Genomic DNA, 14,643 nt, shown 5'->3' with positions numbered 1-14,643 from the left:
ACCCGCCCCTGCCCATTCCCATACCCAGATGAGCTCGGAGCGCAGCGGTCAGTAGTTCTCCCACTCGTCCAGCACGTACTCCAGCACGGCCGGGTCCATGAGCGTGCTCGGGCGTACGTCCTGGCGGCGGCGGTCCACGGGGAACACGGCGGCGGCCTTCAGGACCGCCTCGTCCAGGTACCGCAGTCGCGGGGCGTCCGATGCCAACCGCAGGGGTGGCGACTCGCCACCGCCCGGGGCGGCCAGGACGTAGCCCCAGTTGCCAAAGCTCGGTACGTCGACCTGGAACTCGGCCGTCGAGTAGCCCGCCGTCTCGATCGTCTTCGCGATCGACCAGTACGTCTTGGGCGCGAAGAACGGCGACCCGCTCTGCACCATCACCCTGCTCTGCGGCGTCAGGACCTGGCCGAGCAGGTGGTAGAACTCCACCGAGTACAGCTTGGCCAGGGCCGCCGTGTCCGGGTCGGGGAAGTCGATGACGACCGCGTCGTAGCTCTGGCGGGCGCCGCGCAGCCAGTTGAAGGCGTCGGCGTTGACGACCTTGACCCTGGGGTCGTCCAGTGCCTTGTCGTTGAGGTCGCGCAGGGGCTTGAAGTCGCGGGCGAGCCGGGTCATCGCCGGGTCCAGTTCGACGAGTGTGACGTGCTGGACGTCGTCGTAGCGCAGCACCTCGCGCAGGGCGAGTCCGTCGCCGCCGCCCATGATCAGGACGTTGGCGCGGGGGCCGGAGAGGGTGGGGTGGACGAGGGATTCGTGGTAGCGGTACTCGTCGACGGAGCTGAACTGGAGGTCGCCGTTGAGGAAGAGCCGGATGTCCGGTTCGCCGGTGAAGGCGGTGGAGCGGGTGACGACGATTTCCTGGTACGGCGTCGTCTCCGCGTGGATGATCGGGTCGCGGTACATCTGCTGGCGCGCCGTCACCTCCAGGTCGTCCGCGAACGCGTACGCCGTACCGAGCACGGCGAGGACCGCCGTGACGCCGGCCAGGAGGGCGTTGCGTACCCAGCGCCTGATCTGCCGGCGGAAGATGAACACCACCACGATGACACCGGCCACGGCGTTGACCGCGCCGACCACCAGCGTGCCCTTGAGCTGACCGAACGTCGGCAGGAGCCACAGCGGGAAGCCCAGGCCGCCGACCAGCGCGCCGATGTAGTCGACGGCGAACATGTCGGCGACCGCGCTGCCCGCCTCCTGCCGTCGGATCCGCTGGAGCAGGGTCATCAGCAGCGGGATCTCGGCGCCGATCAGCACGCCGACGGCCACGGCGATCACGATCATCGCCGGGGTGTAGAGCTGGAGCCAGGCGAACGCCGCGTACAGCACCAGCACCGACAGTCCGCCGACCAGCGCCAGTACGCCCTCCACGAGCGCGAACGCGCCCACCGCGCGGCGGCGCAGGGGTTTGGCGGCGAGGGAGCCGAGCCCCATGGCGCACACCATCACGGAGATGACCACGGAGGTCTGGAGCACCGAGTTGCCGATGAGGTAGCTGCCCAGCGCGGTCAGGGCCAGCTCGTACACCAGGCCGCAGGCCGCGCAGAGGAACACGGCGAAGAGCAGCAGGAAACGTGCCCCCCGGGTGTGTTTGGCGGCCGGGGGGCCGGAGGGTGCCGTGGTGGTGTCGCGGTCTTGCAGGGTGGTGCTCATCGTGAGGCGCCGCTACGAGATCGCCGCGCCGACCATGAACCCGGTGCCCAGGTACATGCCGGCCTGGACCCAGGCGGCGGGGTGCGGGCGGCTGTCCTGGTCGTCGAGGACGACCGCGCCCATCTGGCCCGGCGTGAACACGCCGATCACGATGCCGACGACGGTCATCACCAGCACTCCGGCGAGGCCGTACAGCAGCGTGCTGATCAGGCCGTAGCCGAGGCCCTGCTCGGACTCGCTCGCCTCGATGGCCTTCATGATGACCAGGCCCACGGCGACGGACTGGCTGCCCAGCAGGACGGCCGCGCCGCGGTTCCGGTCGGTCCATACCACGTGGTACAGCTTGCCCGGCGTGACGAGGTCGAGCGCGATGAAGCCGACGGCCATCACGACGAGGCCGACGACTCCGTAGAGCAGGGCCTGGCCGGTCGACTCGAAGATCTCGGTCACTGCGTTGCCTTTCTTGGGGACGGGGTCGGGGCGTGATCGGGGTTGTGCGGGAGGAGCGTGGGAGGCGTCGGACGGTGGTCCGGCGGGTCCACCGGGTGCTGCTGGCGTTATTTGCCCTCGCCGGGGCCGCCGCCGCGGAAGCTCGCGCTGTTCGGGTCCGGCCAGTAGAGGAGGTGCTGCTTGTGGCGGCGGTAGCCGTTGCGGTAGTCCTCGATCTCGATCAGGCTGCCGCTCCGGTACGGCGAGACGGTGACCATGTCGTCGCCGTAGCGCAGGAACTCCATGGTGTCGCCGGAGGCACGGTCCAGGGCCGCGCGCTCGGCGTGTATCGCCTGTGCGACCTCGCTCGGGCCGCTGTTGGGGTCGACCCAGTCCGCTCCGGTCTCGGTGTACGTCTTCCTGATCCAGTCGCGCGGAACCGCGTCGTCGTCCCCGTCGCCGGCGCAGGCGGTGAGCAGGGTCGCGGCCAGCGCGGCCGCCACCGCTGCGCGGACGAGTCGGGCGCTGTTCATCGGGCCTCCAGCCGGCTGTGCGTCGATACGATCTGGCCGTTCTGCGGATACGTGTGCCAGGTGCGCCAGACGAGCCCGGCGCCGTGCGGTCCGTCGACCGTCTCGACGACCACCGCGGTGACCGCCTCCGGCGAACCGGGGAAGACTCCGCACAGACTGTGCTCGGCGTCGTGGGCCTGGCCGAGGATCTGCGCCACCTCTGCGCTGAATTCCTCGGGAACCAGTCGGCGGGTGGTGGCACCGAAGTCGTAGACCCAGCCTGGCAGATGACGGGTGCAGGTTTCGGGCAGACCCCTCACCGCGCCTTGCAGACAGGCCACCGTCTCCCGCACGGGACCGGCGAAAACCTGGTGCGAGGCGCCGAGCAGCCGGAGCCGCACGTCCAGCCCACCGAGCGACATCACACGCTCTGCCAGCGCCGGACGCTCCGTCAGGTCCAGCGAGAAGCAGAGTTGATCCGCATCCGTGTCCAGATAGGGAGCGTCCAGGGAAACGGCGTCCACACGGCCCCCCGGTCGTTTCTTGCCATGATCGGCGCCCGAGTATGACACATGCGTTCGTGGGGCCTGAGGGTGGGGGGAGGGTGGAGTGAACTGGAGAGCCTCCCACCCCTCGATGCCATCGTCCTGATCCAGGACCCGGGTCCATGATCCTTTTTCAGCCGTGTGAGGGATGGGCCGGACCGGGCACGGCCGACTTTACTGAAGGGCGGATGGCCCTGTGCCCCTGGTCTGATCGCACGAGACGGAGCCGCTGGTGGCGCAGCCTCTTGACCTCCCCTCCTTCTACACGCCGTGTCCCGCCCGTCTGAATCCGAACCTGGAGGCGGCACGCGTCCACACCCGGCAGTGGGCGCAATCGATGGGGATGCTCGGTACGCCGGTGGATGAGGGTGTTCCCAAGGTGTGGGGCGATTGCGCCTTCGAGGCCATGGACTACGCGCTGTTGTGCGCCTACACCCACCCCGACGCGCCGGCACCGGAACTCGACCTGGTGACCGACTGGTATGTGTGGGTGTTCTACTTCGACGACCACTTCCTCCAGGTGTTCAAGCGCACCCGGGACATGGACGGCGCACGGCAGTACCTCGCGCGGCTGCCGTCGTTCATGCCGCCGGACGGCGGCGCGCCTTCGCTGGAGCCGGTCAATCCGGTGGAACGCGGCCTCGCCGACCTGTGGGCGCGCACGGTGCCGGGTCCCCCACCCGCTGGAGTACATCGAGGTCCGCCGGAGGGTCGGCGGCGCCCCCTGGTCGGCGGGGCTGGTCGAGCACGCGGTCAACGCCCCCGTCCCGGCCCGGGTGTCCGGCTCCCGACCGCTGCGGGTGCTGAAGACTTCATCGAGATGCGCCGCCTGACCGCGGGAACCGACCTCACCGCCATCTACCTGCTGCTGACCGCCGGCCGCGACCTTCCCGCCGAACTCCACGAGCACCGCGTCATGCGGGAGCTCGTCAACACCTTCGGGGACCAGTACGCCCTCATCAACGACATCTACTCCTACCGTCGGGAAATCGACCACGAGGGCGAGGTCGACAACAGCGTCCTCGTGGTGCGGGACTTCCTCGACTGCCCCCTGCAGACCGCGGTCGACATCGTCGGCGACCTGGCCTGGTACCTAGGCGACCCGCCCCGCTGCACGGGTACGCGCCGCTATGACGTGTCCGAAGTTCCGGATCCGGCCGCCCCGCTCGTCGCCCTGGGGGGTGCGTCTCGTGGTCGTGCTGTCAGCCCCTCCGTACCGCTCCGAGCTGGGCGCGGTGCAGGTCCGGGGCGGTGAATCGCTGGGCCACCGTGCGCAGGACGCGGGCCATGGCCTGGGCGGGTGGGGTGGCGGGGCGGGCCGTGGCGCGGGCGAGGAGGATGCGGCGGGTGGGGGCCGGGACGTCGGAGGCGAACGGCAGGAGGCGTACGTCGCTGCGTCGGCTGGTGAGGGCGAGGCGGGGTGCGAGCGCGATGCCGAGGCCTGCGGCGACCATGGCCTGGGCCTCCTGGTAGTCGTGCGAGGAGTAGGCGATGTGCGGCTCGAAGCCGGCCTGGCGACAGCTGCGGCGCAGGACGTCGGCGACGGGGTGGTTGTCGGCGCGGATGATCCACTCCTGGTCGGCGAGGTCGCCGAGACGGACGGAGGGATGGGTGCGCAGAGGTGAGTCGGCGGGGACGACCAGCACCGTGGGGTCGTCCAGGAGGTGGGTGAGGGAGAGCGCCGGGTCGTCGAGGCGGTTCCATTCGTAGTCCCAGAGCAGCCCCTGCTCGACCTCGCCGGTGTGCAGCATCTCCCGGAGCTCGGCGAGGACTCCTGCGCGTACCTCGATGCGGATGCCGGTGTGGCGGCGTCGGAAGCGGGTGAGCGCGAGGGGAAGCAGGGACGCGCTGGCCGTGGGGAAGGAGCCCAGCCTCAGGGTGCCCTGGTCGAGGGCTGTGAAGGAGTCCAAGTCGGCTTGTGCCGCGCGCAGTTCACGGCGGATCGCCTGGCCTCGACCGGCCAGCGCGGCACCGGCCGGGGTGGGCCGGATCCCGCGCGGCAGCCGCTCGATCAGGGGCTGTCCGGCCTCCTGCTCCAGCAGGGACATCTGCTGGGAGGCGGCGGAGGTGGTCATGCCGAGGGCCTCCGCCGCGGCGGTGAGCGAACCGCGTTCGGTGGCCTCGGTGAGCAGCAGCAGACGGCGCACGTTGAGCATGCCGTCGACTTTAGCTGAGCTAAACCCAGGTGAAGCGAACTGCGATTGTTCCGAAGTCACGCCTCTGCGAAGGTCTCCGCACTTCCCCTACCTCCCTTGATCCAGGAAGAGCCTCAGACGTGCACATTCCCGCGACCCTGGTGCGTGGCGGCACCAGCAAGTGCTGGCTGTTCAACCAGGTCGAAGTCCCTGCCGACCGTGGTGACCTCGAAAGGCTGTTGGTCGCCGCGTACGGCGCCACCGATCCCGTGGAGTTGGACGGGGTGGGCGGGGCGACCCCCACCACCTCGAAGGCGGCCGTGGTCAGCGCCTCGTCCCGGCCCGGCGTCGACATCGACTACCTGTTCGGGCAGGTCGGCATCGGGACGGGCTCGGTGGAGTGGACGAGCAACTGCGGCAACTGCGCCACCGGCGTCGCCCTGTACGCGGTGAGCAAAGGCATGGTCCCGGTCACCGGTGATCGGACGCGCGTGGTGATGCGCAACACCAATACCGGCGCGGTCCTCGAAGGGATCGTCGACACCCCCGGAGGCGTGGTGCGGCACTTCGGCCGCCAGACGGTGCCGGGCACCCGGGCCGGTGGGGTCGCGGTCGGTCTCACATTCCGCGACCCGGCCGGTGGGACCACCGGCTCGCTGCTGCCCACCGGCCGGGCCGCGCAGGATCTGCGGGTGGGCGCCGCCGAGCCGGTACGCGTGAGCATGGTGGCCGCGGGGGCTCCGGTCGTCCTGGTCGACGCCGCCAGTGCCGGGCGCACCGGTGCCGAGTCACTGGAGCGGATCAGTGCGGACGTCCCCTGGCTGCGCACCGTGCGTCATGCGGCCGCACCTCTGATGGGGCTGGGCCTACCGGGCGAGGAGCCGGGGGACGCGGTGCCCAAGGTGGGCCTGGTCGGCCCGCCGGTGCCGTACACCACCACCCTCGGTGAACCGATCGGTGCCGAGGACTACGACGTGTCGGTGCGCATGCTCAGCATGAACGCCCCGCACCCCGCGATCGGCCTGACCTCCGCCGTCGCCGTCGCGGCGGCCGGGCTGCTGGAGGGGTCGGTGGTCTCCCGGAGCACGGGCGGCCCGACCTACGAGTGGTTGCGCCTCGGCACGCCCGCCGGCGTCGTCGCGGTCCGCTGCACCGACGTACGGGACGGCCTGCCGCACCGGGTCACCGTGCAGCGCGCGGCACGGCTGCTCGCCGACGCCCGCATCTACGTACCGGAGGCGGGCCGCCCGCAAGCCGCCTGAGCCGCGACGAACATCACCTCGGTCGGGCCGGCTCCCAGCCGTCCGCACCGGGATACCCTCGCGCCCTCGGGGCGCGCCATCCCGTCCCCACCGCACCAAGGACAAAGATGTCTGTTGAAGTGATCTCCATAGGCGCCCTGCTGGTGATGTTCGTGGTCGGCACCGTGCTGCCGATCAACCTGGGCATCCTCGCCTTCGTCGCCACCTTCGCCGTCGGCACCGCCTCGCTCGGTCTCACCGAGGACGAGATCTTCGAGGGGTTCCCGGCGAAGCTCTTCGTCACCATCGTCGGCGTCACCTACCTGTTCTCCGTCGCCCGCCGCAACGGCACCATCGACTGGCTCGTCGCGGCCGGGGTGCGGCTGGTGCGGGGCAAGGTGGGGCTCATCCCCTGGGTGCTGTTCCTGGTGGCCGCTCTGCTGACGGCGTTCGGTACGTTCACTCCGGCCGCGGTCGCGATCCTCGCGCCGATCGGGATGAACTTCGCGTACCGCTACAAGCTCAATCCGCTGCTCGTCGGCATGATGGTGATCAGTGGTGGGCACGCGGGCGCGTTCTCACCGCTCGCCGTCTCCGGTGCGCTGGTGCTCGGCCTCGTCGACGAGACCGATCTGCAGGTCTCCGCCGTCGCGCTGTTCAGCGCCAGCTTCCTGATCAACCTGGTGCTGTCGGTCCTGAGTTACGCCCTGCTCGCCAAGCGTCCCGCGCCGCTGGCCGAGGGCGACGCGGAAGCGGCCGACGACGAGGACCTCGCCGTCTCCGGCAGGCCCGACTGGCGGCAGTGGCTCACCCTCGCCTCACTGATGGCCCTCGTCGTCGGCGCGCTCGGCTTCCACCTGGAGATCGGTTTCCTCGCGCTGGCGGCGGGCGCGCTGCTGGCGCTGGTGGACATGAAGCGGCAGGAGAAGGCCGTGGACGGCGTCAGCTGGTCCACCCTGCTGCTGGTCGCGGGCATGATGACGTACATCGCGATGCTGGAGAAGGCCGGCGTCATCGAGGAGATCTCCGAGCACGCGGCGGACCTCGGCGCCCCGGTCGTCGTCGCCCTGCTGCTGTGCTTCACCGTGGCCATCACCTCCGCCTTCGCCTCGTCCACGGCGATTCTCACCGCGATCATCCCCATCGCCGTACCGCTGCTGCTCTCCAGCCACCTCAGTGCCGCCGGACTGATCGCCGCGCTCGCCGTCTCCACGACGATCGTCGACACCTCTCCCTTCTCCACCAACGGGGCCCTCGTCCTCAGCAACGCCCGTGGGGTGGACACCCGGCGCTTCTACCGCCAGGTCATCGGCTACACCGGCGGAATCGTCGCCCTCGGCCCGGTCGTCGCCTGGGGCGCCCTGGTCCTGCCCTGGTCATAGGGCGAGGACGGACAAGGGACAGTGGAGGGCGCCGGACACGACCATGCACGGCGCCCTCGCTCATGTCATCCGTCATCGCTCCGACGCCGCATCCCCTCGCGGCGTCCGGGCGTGGCCGAGCGCCGCCGCGCCCGGGCCGCTCGCCTCATACCGAGGTGAGATCCGCCATCTCCGACCAGCCCATTCCGGGTACCTCGGCGTGGACGGTATCTTTCCGGTCCTCCGGAGGTCTGGGACCTCGGCGACTTCGGGGTCCGGAAGGTGTTGAACATCAAGGACCCCGACGGTGTCATGCTCCAATTCGTCGAGAAGGTCCAGTCGTCCGACCCCGAACCCGTGTGACCGCAGCAGGCCGGCGTGAGCCGGCGTCACGCCGTCGTTGAACCGCACGACTCCATGCACCGGGCCCCGGGGAGGTCTTCTCCCCGGGGCCCGGTGTGCGTCCGCAGGGCCGGTGGCCGCGCCCTCGGACCGTCGGAGCGGACTACGCGTAGAGCTTGATGCTGTTGATCGACGTGATGTCGTCCACGCCGACGGTGTAGCTGTTGATGATCAGGCCGGTGCAGTTGGCACCGTTGTACCCGTAGCACAGCCGGGCCTTCGCTCCGGAGTGCTGGTTGTTGAAGACCCACTTCTTGCCGTACTGGTTGTTCAGGTTGTGGGCGCCGTACTCGTACCAGCGGTGGCTGGGCCGGCCCGCGTTCCAGTCGGCCTCGTTCTGTTACATGCAGACGTAGCCGACCTTGCAGCCCGCGTAGTCCCCCTGCCGCACTCCCAGTTCACCGGCCTGTGCGGTCGCCGCGGTGGCGGCGAGAGTACCGGTGGCCAGTGTCAGGGCCACGGCGGTCCGCTTGATCGTCTTGAGTATTGGTTTCCCCTCGTTCGACGAGTACGCGGCGGCGAGGTGCCGCTCTGCCGCGCCCCGGTTGCGTGTGCAGCATCCTCACAAGCGGCTAGTAGTGCCTGGTCAGGTTCACTTGCCGGTGGCGTGTCTGTTTGATCGCTTGTTCCGTTGACCTGTTGTGATGGGTGGGGAGCTGGCCGCGGTCCGGTGCGATCTGGAGGACTTCGCGGCGGAGATGTTCGAGCCGTTCGCGCGGGCGGATCAACGCCGGTGGGGAACGGTCTATCTGCGGGGTCTGCTGCTGGACGGGCGGCGCAAGTCGGTGGAGCCGATAGCCTCGGGATCGTTGGTATTCGATTCCGCGCGGTTCGAGAATCTGCGGCCCTATGCCGGGTTCGATATGGACCGGTACGTGCGGCGGACGTTCTGCAGCTGGCAGGACTTGGGCTGGCAGTCCCTACTGGTTCAGCGGTTCGAACACGTCCCGGTCGCCGAGGACATGGCGCTGCCCGGCACGGCTGCCAGCCGCGCCGCTTCCCCGTTCTCCCCGAGGGAGAGGGGAAGGACACCGAATGAGTGGCGCCCGCCGCCCCGTTGAAGGAGCGGCGGGCGCGCAGACATGCCCATCAGGCGCCGTTGAGCACCCAGGCAATCGGTCAGGCACTCAGCAGGTCGGCAGCGAGTTGGTCTCGCTGGAGATGTCGCTGTCCCTCATCCAGCCCTTCTTGCCGTTGTCGGCCGTCGTCCACACCCAGCGGTTCGGGTGCGGGCCGCCGCCGCCGGTGGGGTTGCCCTCCTGGCGGCAGACGAACCACGACGGGTTCGAGTTCATGTAACCGACGACCTGACCGGTGTTGGCCTCCAGGACCGGGGCGCCGACCCTGTTGTTGCACCACCAGTGGCTGCCGCTGTGCCAGCACGGCGCCGCTTGGGCCCGCGTCTCGCCGGACGCGCCGGCCGAACCTGCGGTGCCGGCCGAGGCCAGCCCCGCTCCCCCGAGCATGAGTGCGGTCGCCGCACCCAGCGTCGCCGCGGCGACGGACATCTTGCGGATCACATCGACTCCTTCCCCCGAAGGGTGTCGCATTCGGTGTCGGCGGCGCCGGTTCCCCGTGGCCTCCGCCCACCGCCAACACTGCAGGACGCGGCGACGCCGCAACACCTCTGATATCTGAGGGTGTTGCGGCGTCGTCCCGCCCGGCTGGCCCTATAGGCCCGGCCCTTCGCCAGGACAGCCCCTAGTAGTGCTTGGTCAGGTTGGTATCGGTTGTGGCATGTTGCGGTGACAGGTGGGGCAGGCGCCGGTCCAGACCGCGAGGAGTAGCTGCAGTTCGCGGGCGACCTGGTAGAGGCTCAGGCTGGCGCCGTCTCTTTTGGGGACCGAGTGATGCGCTGGAGGGTGCAGAAGGCGTGTGCGACGGAGACCAGGGTGACGTGGTGGTGCCAGCCCCTCCAGGTACGGCCCTCGAAGTGGGTCAGGCCCAGGGTCTGTTTCATCTCGTGGTAGTCGTGCTCGATGCGCCAGCGCAGTTTCGCGGTGCGCACGAGGGTGGCCAGCGCCGTGTCGGCGGGCAGGTTCGACAGCCAGAACTGCACGGGTTCGGGCTGGTCAGCAGGCCATTCGGCCGGAGCCAGCGCACGGACAGTTCCGGGCCGCTGGCGGCTTTGCGGATCTCTCGTCCGGCAGGCCGCACCCGCAGGGCCACGAAACGGGAGTACATGCGCTTGACGCCGCTGCGGCCGCTGCCCGGCCGGGAGCCTTCCCGCCATTGCACCGGCCTGGCCGTCTGCTTGCCGCCTCGATGACCAGCTTTCTTCGCCGTCTTGGCCGCCTCCGGGTAGACCGGCTGGGGCCTCGGGCCGCGACCGCCGTAGGGCGGGGTATGAGGCCGTGCCGATTCCGGATGGGCGGTGGTCGTGGTAGAGATGCCGACCGCGTAGGTGAGCCCGCGTTCTTCCAGGCCCAGGCAGAAGGCTGCCGTATCGCCGCGTAGCCGCCGTCGGCGACGACGAGCGGGACGTCGATGCCCCACGACCTGGTCTCGTCGATCATGTCCAGGGCCAGCTGCCACTTCTCAACGTGTCCGACATCGGCGGGGATGCCGCACGTGGTGCGGCGGGCCACCTTGCCCGGATCGGCCTTGGGCGAGGCGGGGTCCCAGCTCTCGGGCAGGAACAGGCGCCAGTCGACAGCCGCCGACGCAGTATCCGAGGCCAGGTGCAGGGAGACGCCAGCCTGGCAGTTGGTGACCTTACCGGCGGTACCGGTGTACTGCCGGGCCACGCACGCCGAGGCATCACCGTCCTTGAGGAAACCGGTGTCATCGACGATCAGCGCGATCGGGTTGATCACCTGCTGCATCCGCCAGGCCAGGCGGGCGCGGACGTGTGCCGCGTCCCACGGACTGGTGGTGATGAAGTTCGCCAGGGCCTGCCGGTTGCCGTCCTTGCCCAGCCGGGCGGCCATCGGCTCCACCGACTTGCGCCGCCCGTCCAGCAGCAGACCCCGCAGATAGACCGTTCCCCACCGGCGTTGATCCGCCCGCGCGAACGGCTCGAACATCTCCGCCGCGAAGTCCTCCAGATCGCACCGGACCGCGGCCAGCTCCCCACCCATCACAACAGGTCAACGGAACAAGCGATCAAACAGACACGCCACCGGCAAGTGAACCTGACCAGGCACTACTAGTGCCGCGTGAACCTCGCATGTGCGAGGTTGACCCGTCCGCTGCGTGGCTCGCCCCCGCACCCGACCCTGAGATGTCCCCCATCTCCCCCTGATATGTGTCAGGAATCTTTGACAGGTGCTCTCGAGCCCTGTCAGCCTTTTCTGACAGGTACGACGGAAAGGGGCCGCGATGCCCGAGGTCCCGCCTCCGGCACCGACGGGAGACGCGTTGCTGAGGGTGCTCTCCGCACTCGGCAATCCGCACCGTATGCGGATCGTCGCGGCGCTGCTGGAGAGCCGGAACTACGTCAGTGCGCTGGCCCGCGAGATCGGGATGAGCCGGCCGCTGCTGCACATGCACCTGCAGCGGCTGGAGGCGGCCGGACTGGTCGTCGGCACGCTCGAACTCGCGGAGGACGGCAAGGCGATGAAGTACTTCGATGTCACGCCGTTCTTCTACGAGCTGACTCCCGACGTCGTCGCACGGGCGGCCGCGACGCTCACCGACGCCGAGAGGGCCCAGCCCGAGAAGACCGAGGCCGAGAAAGAGGAAGCGAAGTGAATGGGGAACAGGTGACGCTCGCCGACAGCGCCGAGACCGTGGGCGCTCTGGCCGGAGCCGTGGGCGCGGCCGGGGTCTTCACCCTGCTGATCGTGATCGTGTGGCAGGTCGCCGCCACCTGGCGGGCCCGGATGCTGGCCGCGCGCGAGCAGCAGTACAAGGACCTCGCGGCGAGGTACGCCCAACTCCTGGAGGACACCGTGGAGTTGCAGCGCCGCATGGCCGACGAGCAGCGGCAGACCCTCGACGAGCTGACGCAGACCCGGCTGTCGGTGTCCGCGATGGAGAAGATGATGCGCGAGATCGAATAGACGCCCACCGCAGGTGTACGGCCGGGAGCGGCAACTCCCGGCCGTACCGCGGAGGAACACACCCCTCGGACACACCCACCCGTACATCACGGCAGGTCGTCACACCTGCAAGCGCCGTGATGCGGGCCCCGTGCGCCCTGGTGCCGGTCGTCGAACGTCCGGCGGCGCGCTCCCTACGTAAAGGAGACTACTCATGCGTGCGCTGCTCCAGCGCGTCGCCCGCGCCCCCGGCGGGCGACGCGGCAAGTGGCTGGTCCTGGCGGTCTGGCTGATCCTGGCCGTCGCTCTCGGCCCGCTGGCCGGCAAGCTCGGCGACGTCGAGGAAACCGGACCCAACGCCTTCCTGCCGCGCGGCGCCGAGTCCGCGCAGGTCAACACGGAACTGGAGAAGTTCCGTACGGACACGGTGATGCCGGCCGTCGTCGTCTACACCGGCGACGGCGCGCAGGCGGCGGCCGCGGCCGAGCGGGACACGTTCGCGCGGTTCGTGGCCGTCGGTCAGGAGGTCTCGGGGCCGATCCCGTCCGAGGACGGCCAGGCCCTGATGACGATCGTGCCGCTGGACGGCGAGGACGACGTCACCGACAAGGTCGACGAACTGCGTGACGTGGCCGGTGCCAACGCCCCGCCCGGCGTGGACGTCGAGGTCGGCGGTCCGGCCGGCTCCCTCACCGACTCGGTGGCGGTCTTCGACGGCCTCGACACGACCCTGCTGCTGGCCACCGGCGTCGTGGTCGCCGTCCTGCTCCTGCTCACCTACCGCAGCCCGGTCCTGTGGCTGCTGCCCCTGCTGTCGGTGGGCTTCGCGGCCGTCCTCACCCAGGTCGCCACCTACCTGCTGGCCAGGCACGCCGGGCTCCCGGTCGACCCGCAGAGCGCGGGTGTGCTCATGGTGCTGGTCTTCGGCGTCGGCACCGACTACGCCCTGCTCCTCATCGCCCGCTACCGCGAGGAGCTGCACCGCCACGCCGACCGGCACGAGGCGATGCGCATCGCGCTGCGCCGCTCCGGCCCGGCGATCCTTGCCTCCGCCGCCACCATCGCCGTGGGCCTGTCCTGCCTGGCCTTCGCCGACATCAACTCCTCCCGTTCGCTGGGGCTGGTGGGCGCGGTCGGCGTCGTCTGCGGCCTCCTGGCCATGGTCACCGTGCTTCCGGCGCTGCTCGTGATCGCGGGCCGCTGGGTGTTCTGGCCGTTCGTCCCGCACCACGGCACAGCCGTCCGTAAGCCGCGCACGATCTGGTCGCGTATCGGGTCCGCCGTGGCCCTGCGCCCCCGCTGGTCGTGGCTGATGTCGGTCGCCGTGACCGGGGTGCTCGCGCTGAGCGCGGTGGGGATCAACATGGGCCTGACGCAGGCGGAGATGTTCCAGGACAAGCCCGAGTCGGTCGTGGCGCAGGAGAGGATCTCGGCGCACTACCCGTCGGGGGCCTCCGACCCGGCGGACATCGTCGCACGGACCGACCGGACCGCCGAAGTCAGGGAGGCCGCGGCGGCAGTGGACGGCGTGGCCCGCGTGGAGGACGACGCCGACCGCACACCGGACGGTGAACTCACCAACCTGACCGTGGTGTTGAAGGACGCACCCGACAGCCGGGCAGCCAAGGACACGATCGACGACCTCCGCGAAGCCGTGCACCCGATGGGCGCTCTGGTCGGCGGCACCACGGCCGAGACCCTCGACACCCAGCGGGCAGCCGACCGGGACCTGACGACGGTCGTCCCGATCGTGCTCCTCGTCGTCCTGGCCGTACTGATCCTCCTGCTGAGGGCGCTCGTCGCCCCGATCCTGCTCCTGGCCACCGTCGTGCTGTCGTATTTCGCGGCCCTCGGCGCCTCGAACCTGCTCTTCGAGCACGTCCTGGACTTCGCCGGTGTCGACTGGTCGATCCCGCTGATGGGCTTCGTGTTCCTCGTCGCCCTCGGCATCGACTACAACATCTTCCTCATGCACCGCGTGAAGGAGGAGACCGCGAGGCTGGGCCACGAACGCGGCGTCCTGGAAGGGCTGACGAGCACCGGCGGCGTCATCACCTCGGCGGGCATCGTCCTGGCCGCCACCTTCGCGATCTTCGCGGGGCTGCCGATGGTGACGATGGCCCAGATGGGCGTCCTCGTCGGCACCGGTGTCCTCCTGGACACCTTCCTGGTCCGCACCGTCCTGGTGCCCGCCCTCGCCCTGGACCTGGGCCGCTGGTTCTGGTGGCCGGGCCGCCTCTTCCGGACCCCGCCCCGCGTCGACGGCGGCGCCTCGGCGAACACCCCCTCCGCCGCCGACCGGCACCGAGCCCACGAGGTGGCGTAGGCCGAGGAAGGACCCGCTGGGCTCCGAGCCACGTCGTAAATCCGTTGCCGGAGCATCAG

Annotated in this window: 12 protein-coding genes and 2 pseudogenes; 7 read left to right on the top strand and 7 right to left on the bottom strand. The window is 69.9% G+C overall.

Going from position 1 to position 14,643, the window contains the following annotated elements; all coding sequences use genetic code 11:
• Positions 1-48: 48 nt before the first annotated feature.
• The 4 genes from L0P92_RS01155 to L0P92_RS01140 form a co-directional block, all read right to left on the bottom strand.
• On the bottom strand, positions 49-1,650 hold the full coding sequence (locus L0P92_RS01155; RefSeq protein ID WP_234760466.1) for a polyamine aminopropyltransferase: 1,602 nt from the start codon (positions 1,648-1,650) through the stop codon (positions 49-51).
• 12 nt (positions 1,651-1,662) lie between these two features.
• Positions 1,663-2,100: a DUF350 domain-containing protein gene (locus L0P92_RS01150; protein ID WP_073937596.1), complete on the bottom strand. Its 438-nt coding sequence runs from the start codon at positions 2,098-2,100 to the stop codon at positions 1,663-1,665.
• A 107-nt stretch (positions 2,101-2,207) separates the two neighbouring features.
• Positions 2,208-2,612: a DUF4247 domain-containing protein gene (locus L0P92_RS01145; RefSeq protein ID WP_234760465.1), complete on the bottom strand. Its 405-nt coding sequence runs from the start codon at positions 2,610-2,612 to the stop codon at positions 2,208-2,210.
• Entirely contained in the window at positions 2,609-3,115 is a 507-nt protein-coding gene (locus tag L0P92_RS01140; protein WP_234760464.1) for a DUF2617 family protein, read from the bottom strand. The genes L0P92_RS01145 and L0P92_RS01140 overlap by 4 nt, the downstream gene beginning before the upstream one ends.
• Before the next feature lie 253 nt (positions 3,116-3,368).
• On the opposite strand from L0P92_RS01140, the gene L0P92_RS45850 reads away from it, so the two are divergent.
• Complete coding sequence (locus tag L0P92_RS45850; protein WP_234760463.1) at positions 3,369-4,391, top strand: terpene synthase family protein; 1,023 nt, start codon at positions 3,369-3,371, stop codon at positions 4,389-4,391.
• Here L0P92_RS45850 and L0P92_RS01130 read toward each other — a convergent pair.
• On the bottom strand, positions 4,339-5,292 hold the full coding sequence (locus L0P92_RS01130) for a LysR family transcriptional regulator (RefSeq protein WP_234760462.1): 954 nt from the start codon (positions 5,290-5,292) through the stop codon (positions 4,339-4,341). The two genes, L0P92_RS45850 and L0P92_RS01130, sit on opposite strands and share 53 nt — an antisense overlap.
• Before the next feature lie 119 nt (positions 5,293-5,411).
• Between L0P92_RS01130 and L0P92_RS01125 the strand changes: the two genes are divergently transcribed.
• From L0P92_RS01125 to L0P92_RS01115, 3 genes and pseudogenes are all read left to right on the top strand, one after another.
• A complete protein-coding gene (locus L0P92_RS01125) occupies positions 5,412-6,533 on the top strand; it encodes a PrpF domain-containing protein (RefSeq protein WP_234760461.1) in 1,122 nt (373 codons plus the stop codon).
• A 107-nt stretch (positions 6,534-6,640) separates the two neighbouring features.
• Complete coding sequence (locus L0P92_RS01120; RefSeq protein ID WP_234760460.1) at positions 6,641-7,894, top strand: SLC13 family permease; 1,254 nt, start codon at positions 6,641-6,643, stop codon at positions 7,892-7,894.
• 1,025 nt (positions 7,895-8,919) lie between these two features.
• A pseudogene (locus L0P92_RS01115) lies at positions 8,920-9,078 on the top strand (transposase); the annotation flags it as partial.
• Between the two features lie 324 nt (positions 9,079-9,402).
• On the opposite strand, the gene L0P92_RS01110 reads toward L0P92_RS01115, so the two are convergent.
• Together L0P92_RS01110 and L0P92_RS01105 are read right to left on the bottom strand one after the other, a co-directional pair.
• Complete coding sequence (locus L0P92_RS01110) at positions 9,403-9,795, bottom strand: hypothetical protein (protein ID WP_234760459.1); 393 nt, start codon at positions 9,793-9,795, stop codon at positions 9,403-9,405.
• A gap of 296 nt (positions 9,796-10,091) precedes the next feature.
• A pseudogene (locus L0P92_RS01105) lies at positions 10,092-11,355 on the bottom strand (IS701 family transposase).
• Positions 11,356-11,596: 241 nt separating this feature from the next.
• Between L0P92_RS01105 and L0P92_RS01100 the strand changes: the two are divergent.
• The 3 genes from L0P92_RS01100 to L0P92_RS01090 all read left to right on the top strand — a co-directional run bounded on the left by L0P92_RS01100 (position 11,597) and on the right by L0P92_RS01090 (position 14,584).
• Positions 11,597-11,968, top strand: coding sequence for an ArsR/SmtB family transcription factor (locus tag L0P92_RS01100; protein ID WP_234760458.1), 372 nt, complete (start codon positions 11,597-11,599; stop codon positions 11,966-11,968).
• A complete protein-coding gene (locus L0P92_RS01095) occupies positions 11,965-12,279 on the top strand; it encodes a hypothetical protein (RefSeq protein ID WP_234760457.1) in 315 nt (104 codons plus the stop codon). The genes L0P92_RS01100 and L0P92_RS01095 overlap by 4 nt, the downstream gene beginning before the upstream one ends.
• A 193-nt stretch (positions 12,280-12,472) precedes the next feature.
• Positions 12,473-14,584, top strand: coding sequence for an MMPL family transporter (locus L0P92_RS01090; protein ID WP_234760456.1), 2,112 nt, complete (start codon positions 12,473-12,475; stop codon positions 14,582-14,584).
• Positions 14,585-14,643 lie beyond the last annotated feature (59 nt).

It is taken from the genome of Streptomyces muensis (assembly GCF_021474425.1).
GTDB classification, from domain to species: domain Bacteria; phylum Actinomycetota; class Actinomycetes; order Streptomycetales; family Streptomycetaceae; genus Streptomyces; species Streptomyces muensis.
Note: the sequence above shows the minus strand (reverse complement) of the source record. Positions and strands in the feature narration are given on the sequence as shown.

Coding starts and splice junctions, on each gene's coding strand:
- L0P92_RS01155 (WP_234760466.1), bottom strand. CDS start 1,650: ATGAGCACCACCCTGCAAGACCGCGACACCACCACGGCACCCTCCGGC.
- L0P92_RS01145 (WP_234760465.1), bottom strand. CDS start 2,612: ATGAACAGCGCCCGACTCGTCCGCGCAGCGGTGGCGGCCGCGCTGGCC.
- L0P92_RS01130 (WP_234760462.1), bottom strand. CDS start 5,292: ATGCTCAACGTGCGCCGTCTGCTGCTGCTCACCGAGGCCACCGAACGC.
- L0P92_RS01120 (WP_234760460.1), top strand. CDS start 6,641: ATGTCTGTTGAAGTGATCTCCATAGGCGCCCTGCTGGTGATGTTCGTG.
- L0P92_RS01100 (WP_234760458.1), top strand. CDS start 11,597: ATGCCCGAGGTCCCGCCTCCGGCACCGACGGGAGACGCGTTGCTGAGG.
- L0P92_RS01090 (WP_234760456.1), top strand. CDS start 12,473: ATGCGTGCGCTGCTCCAGCGCGTCGCCCGCGCCCCCGGCGGGCGACGC.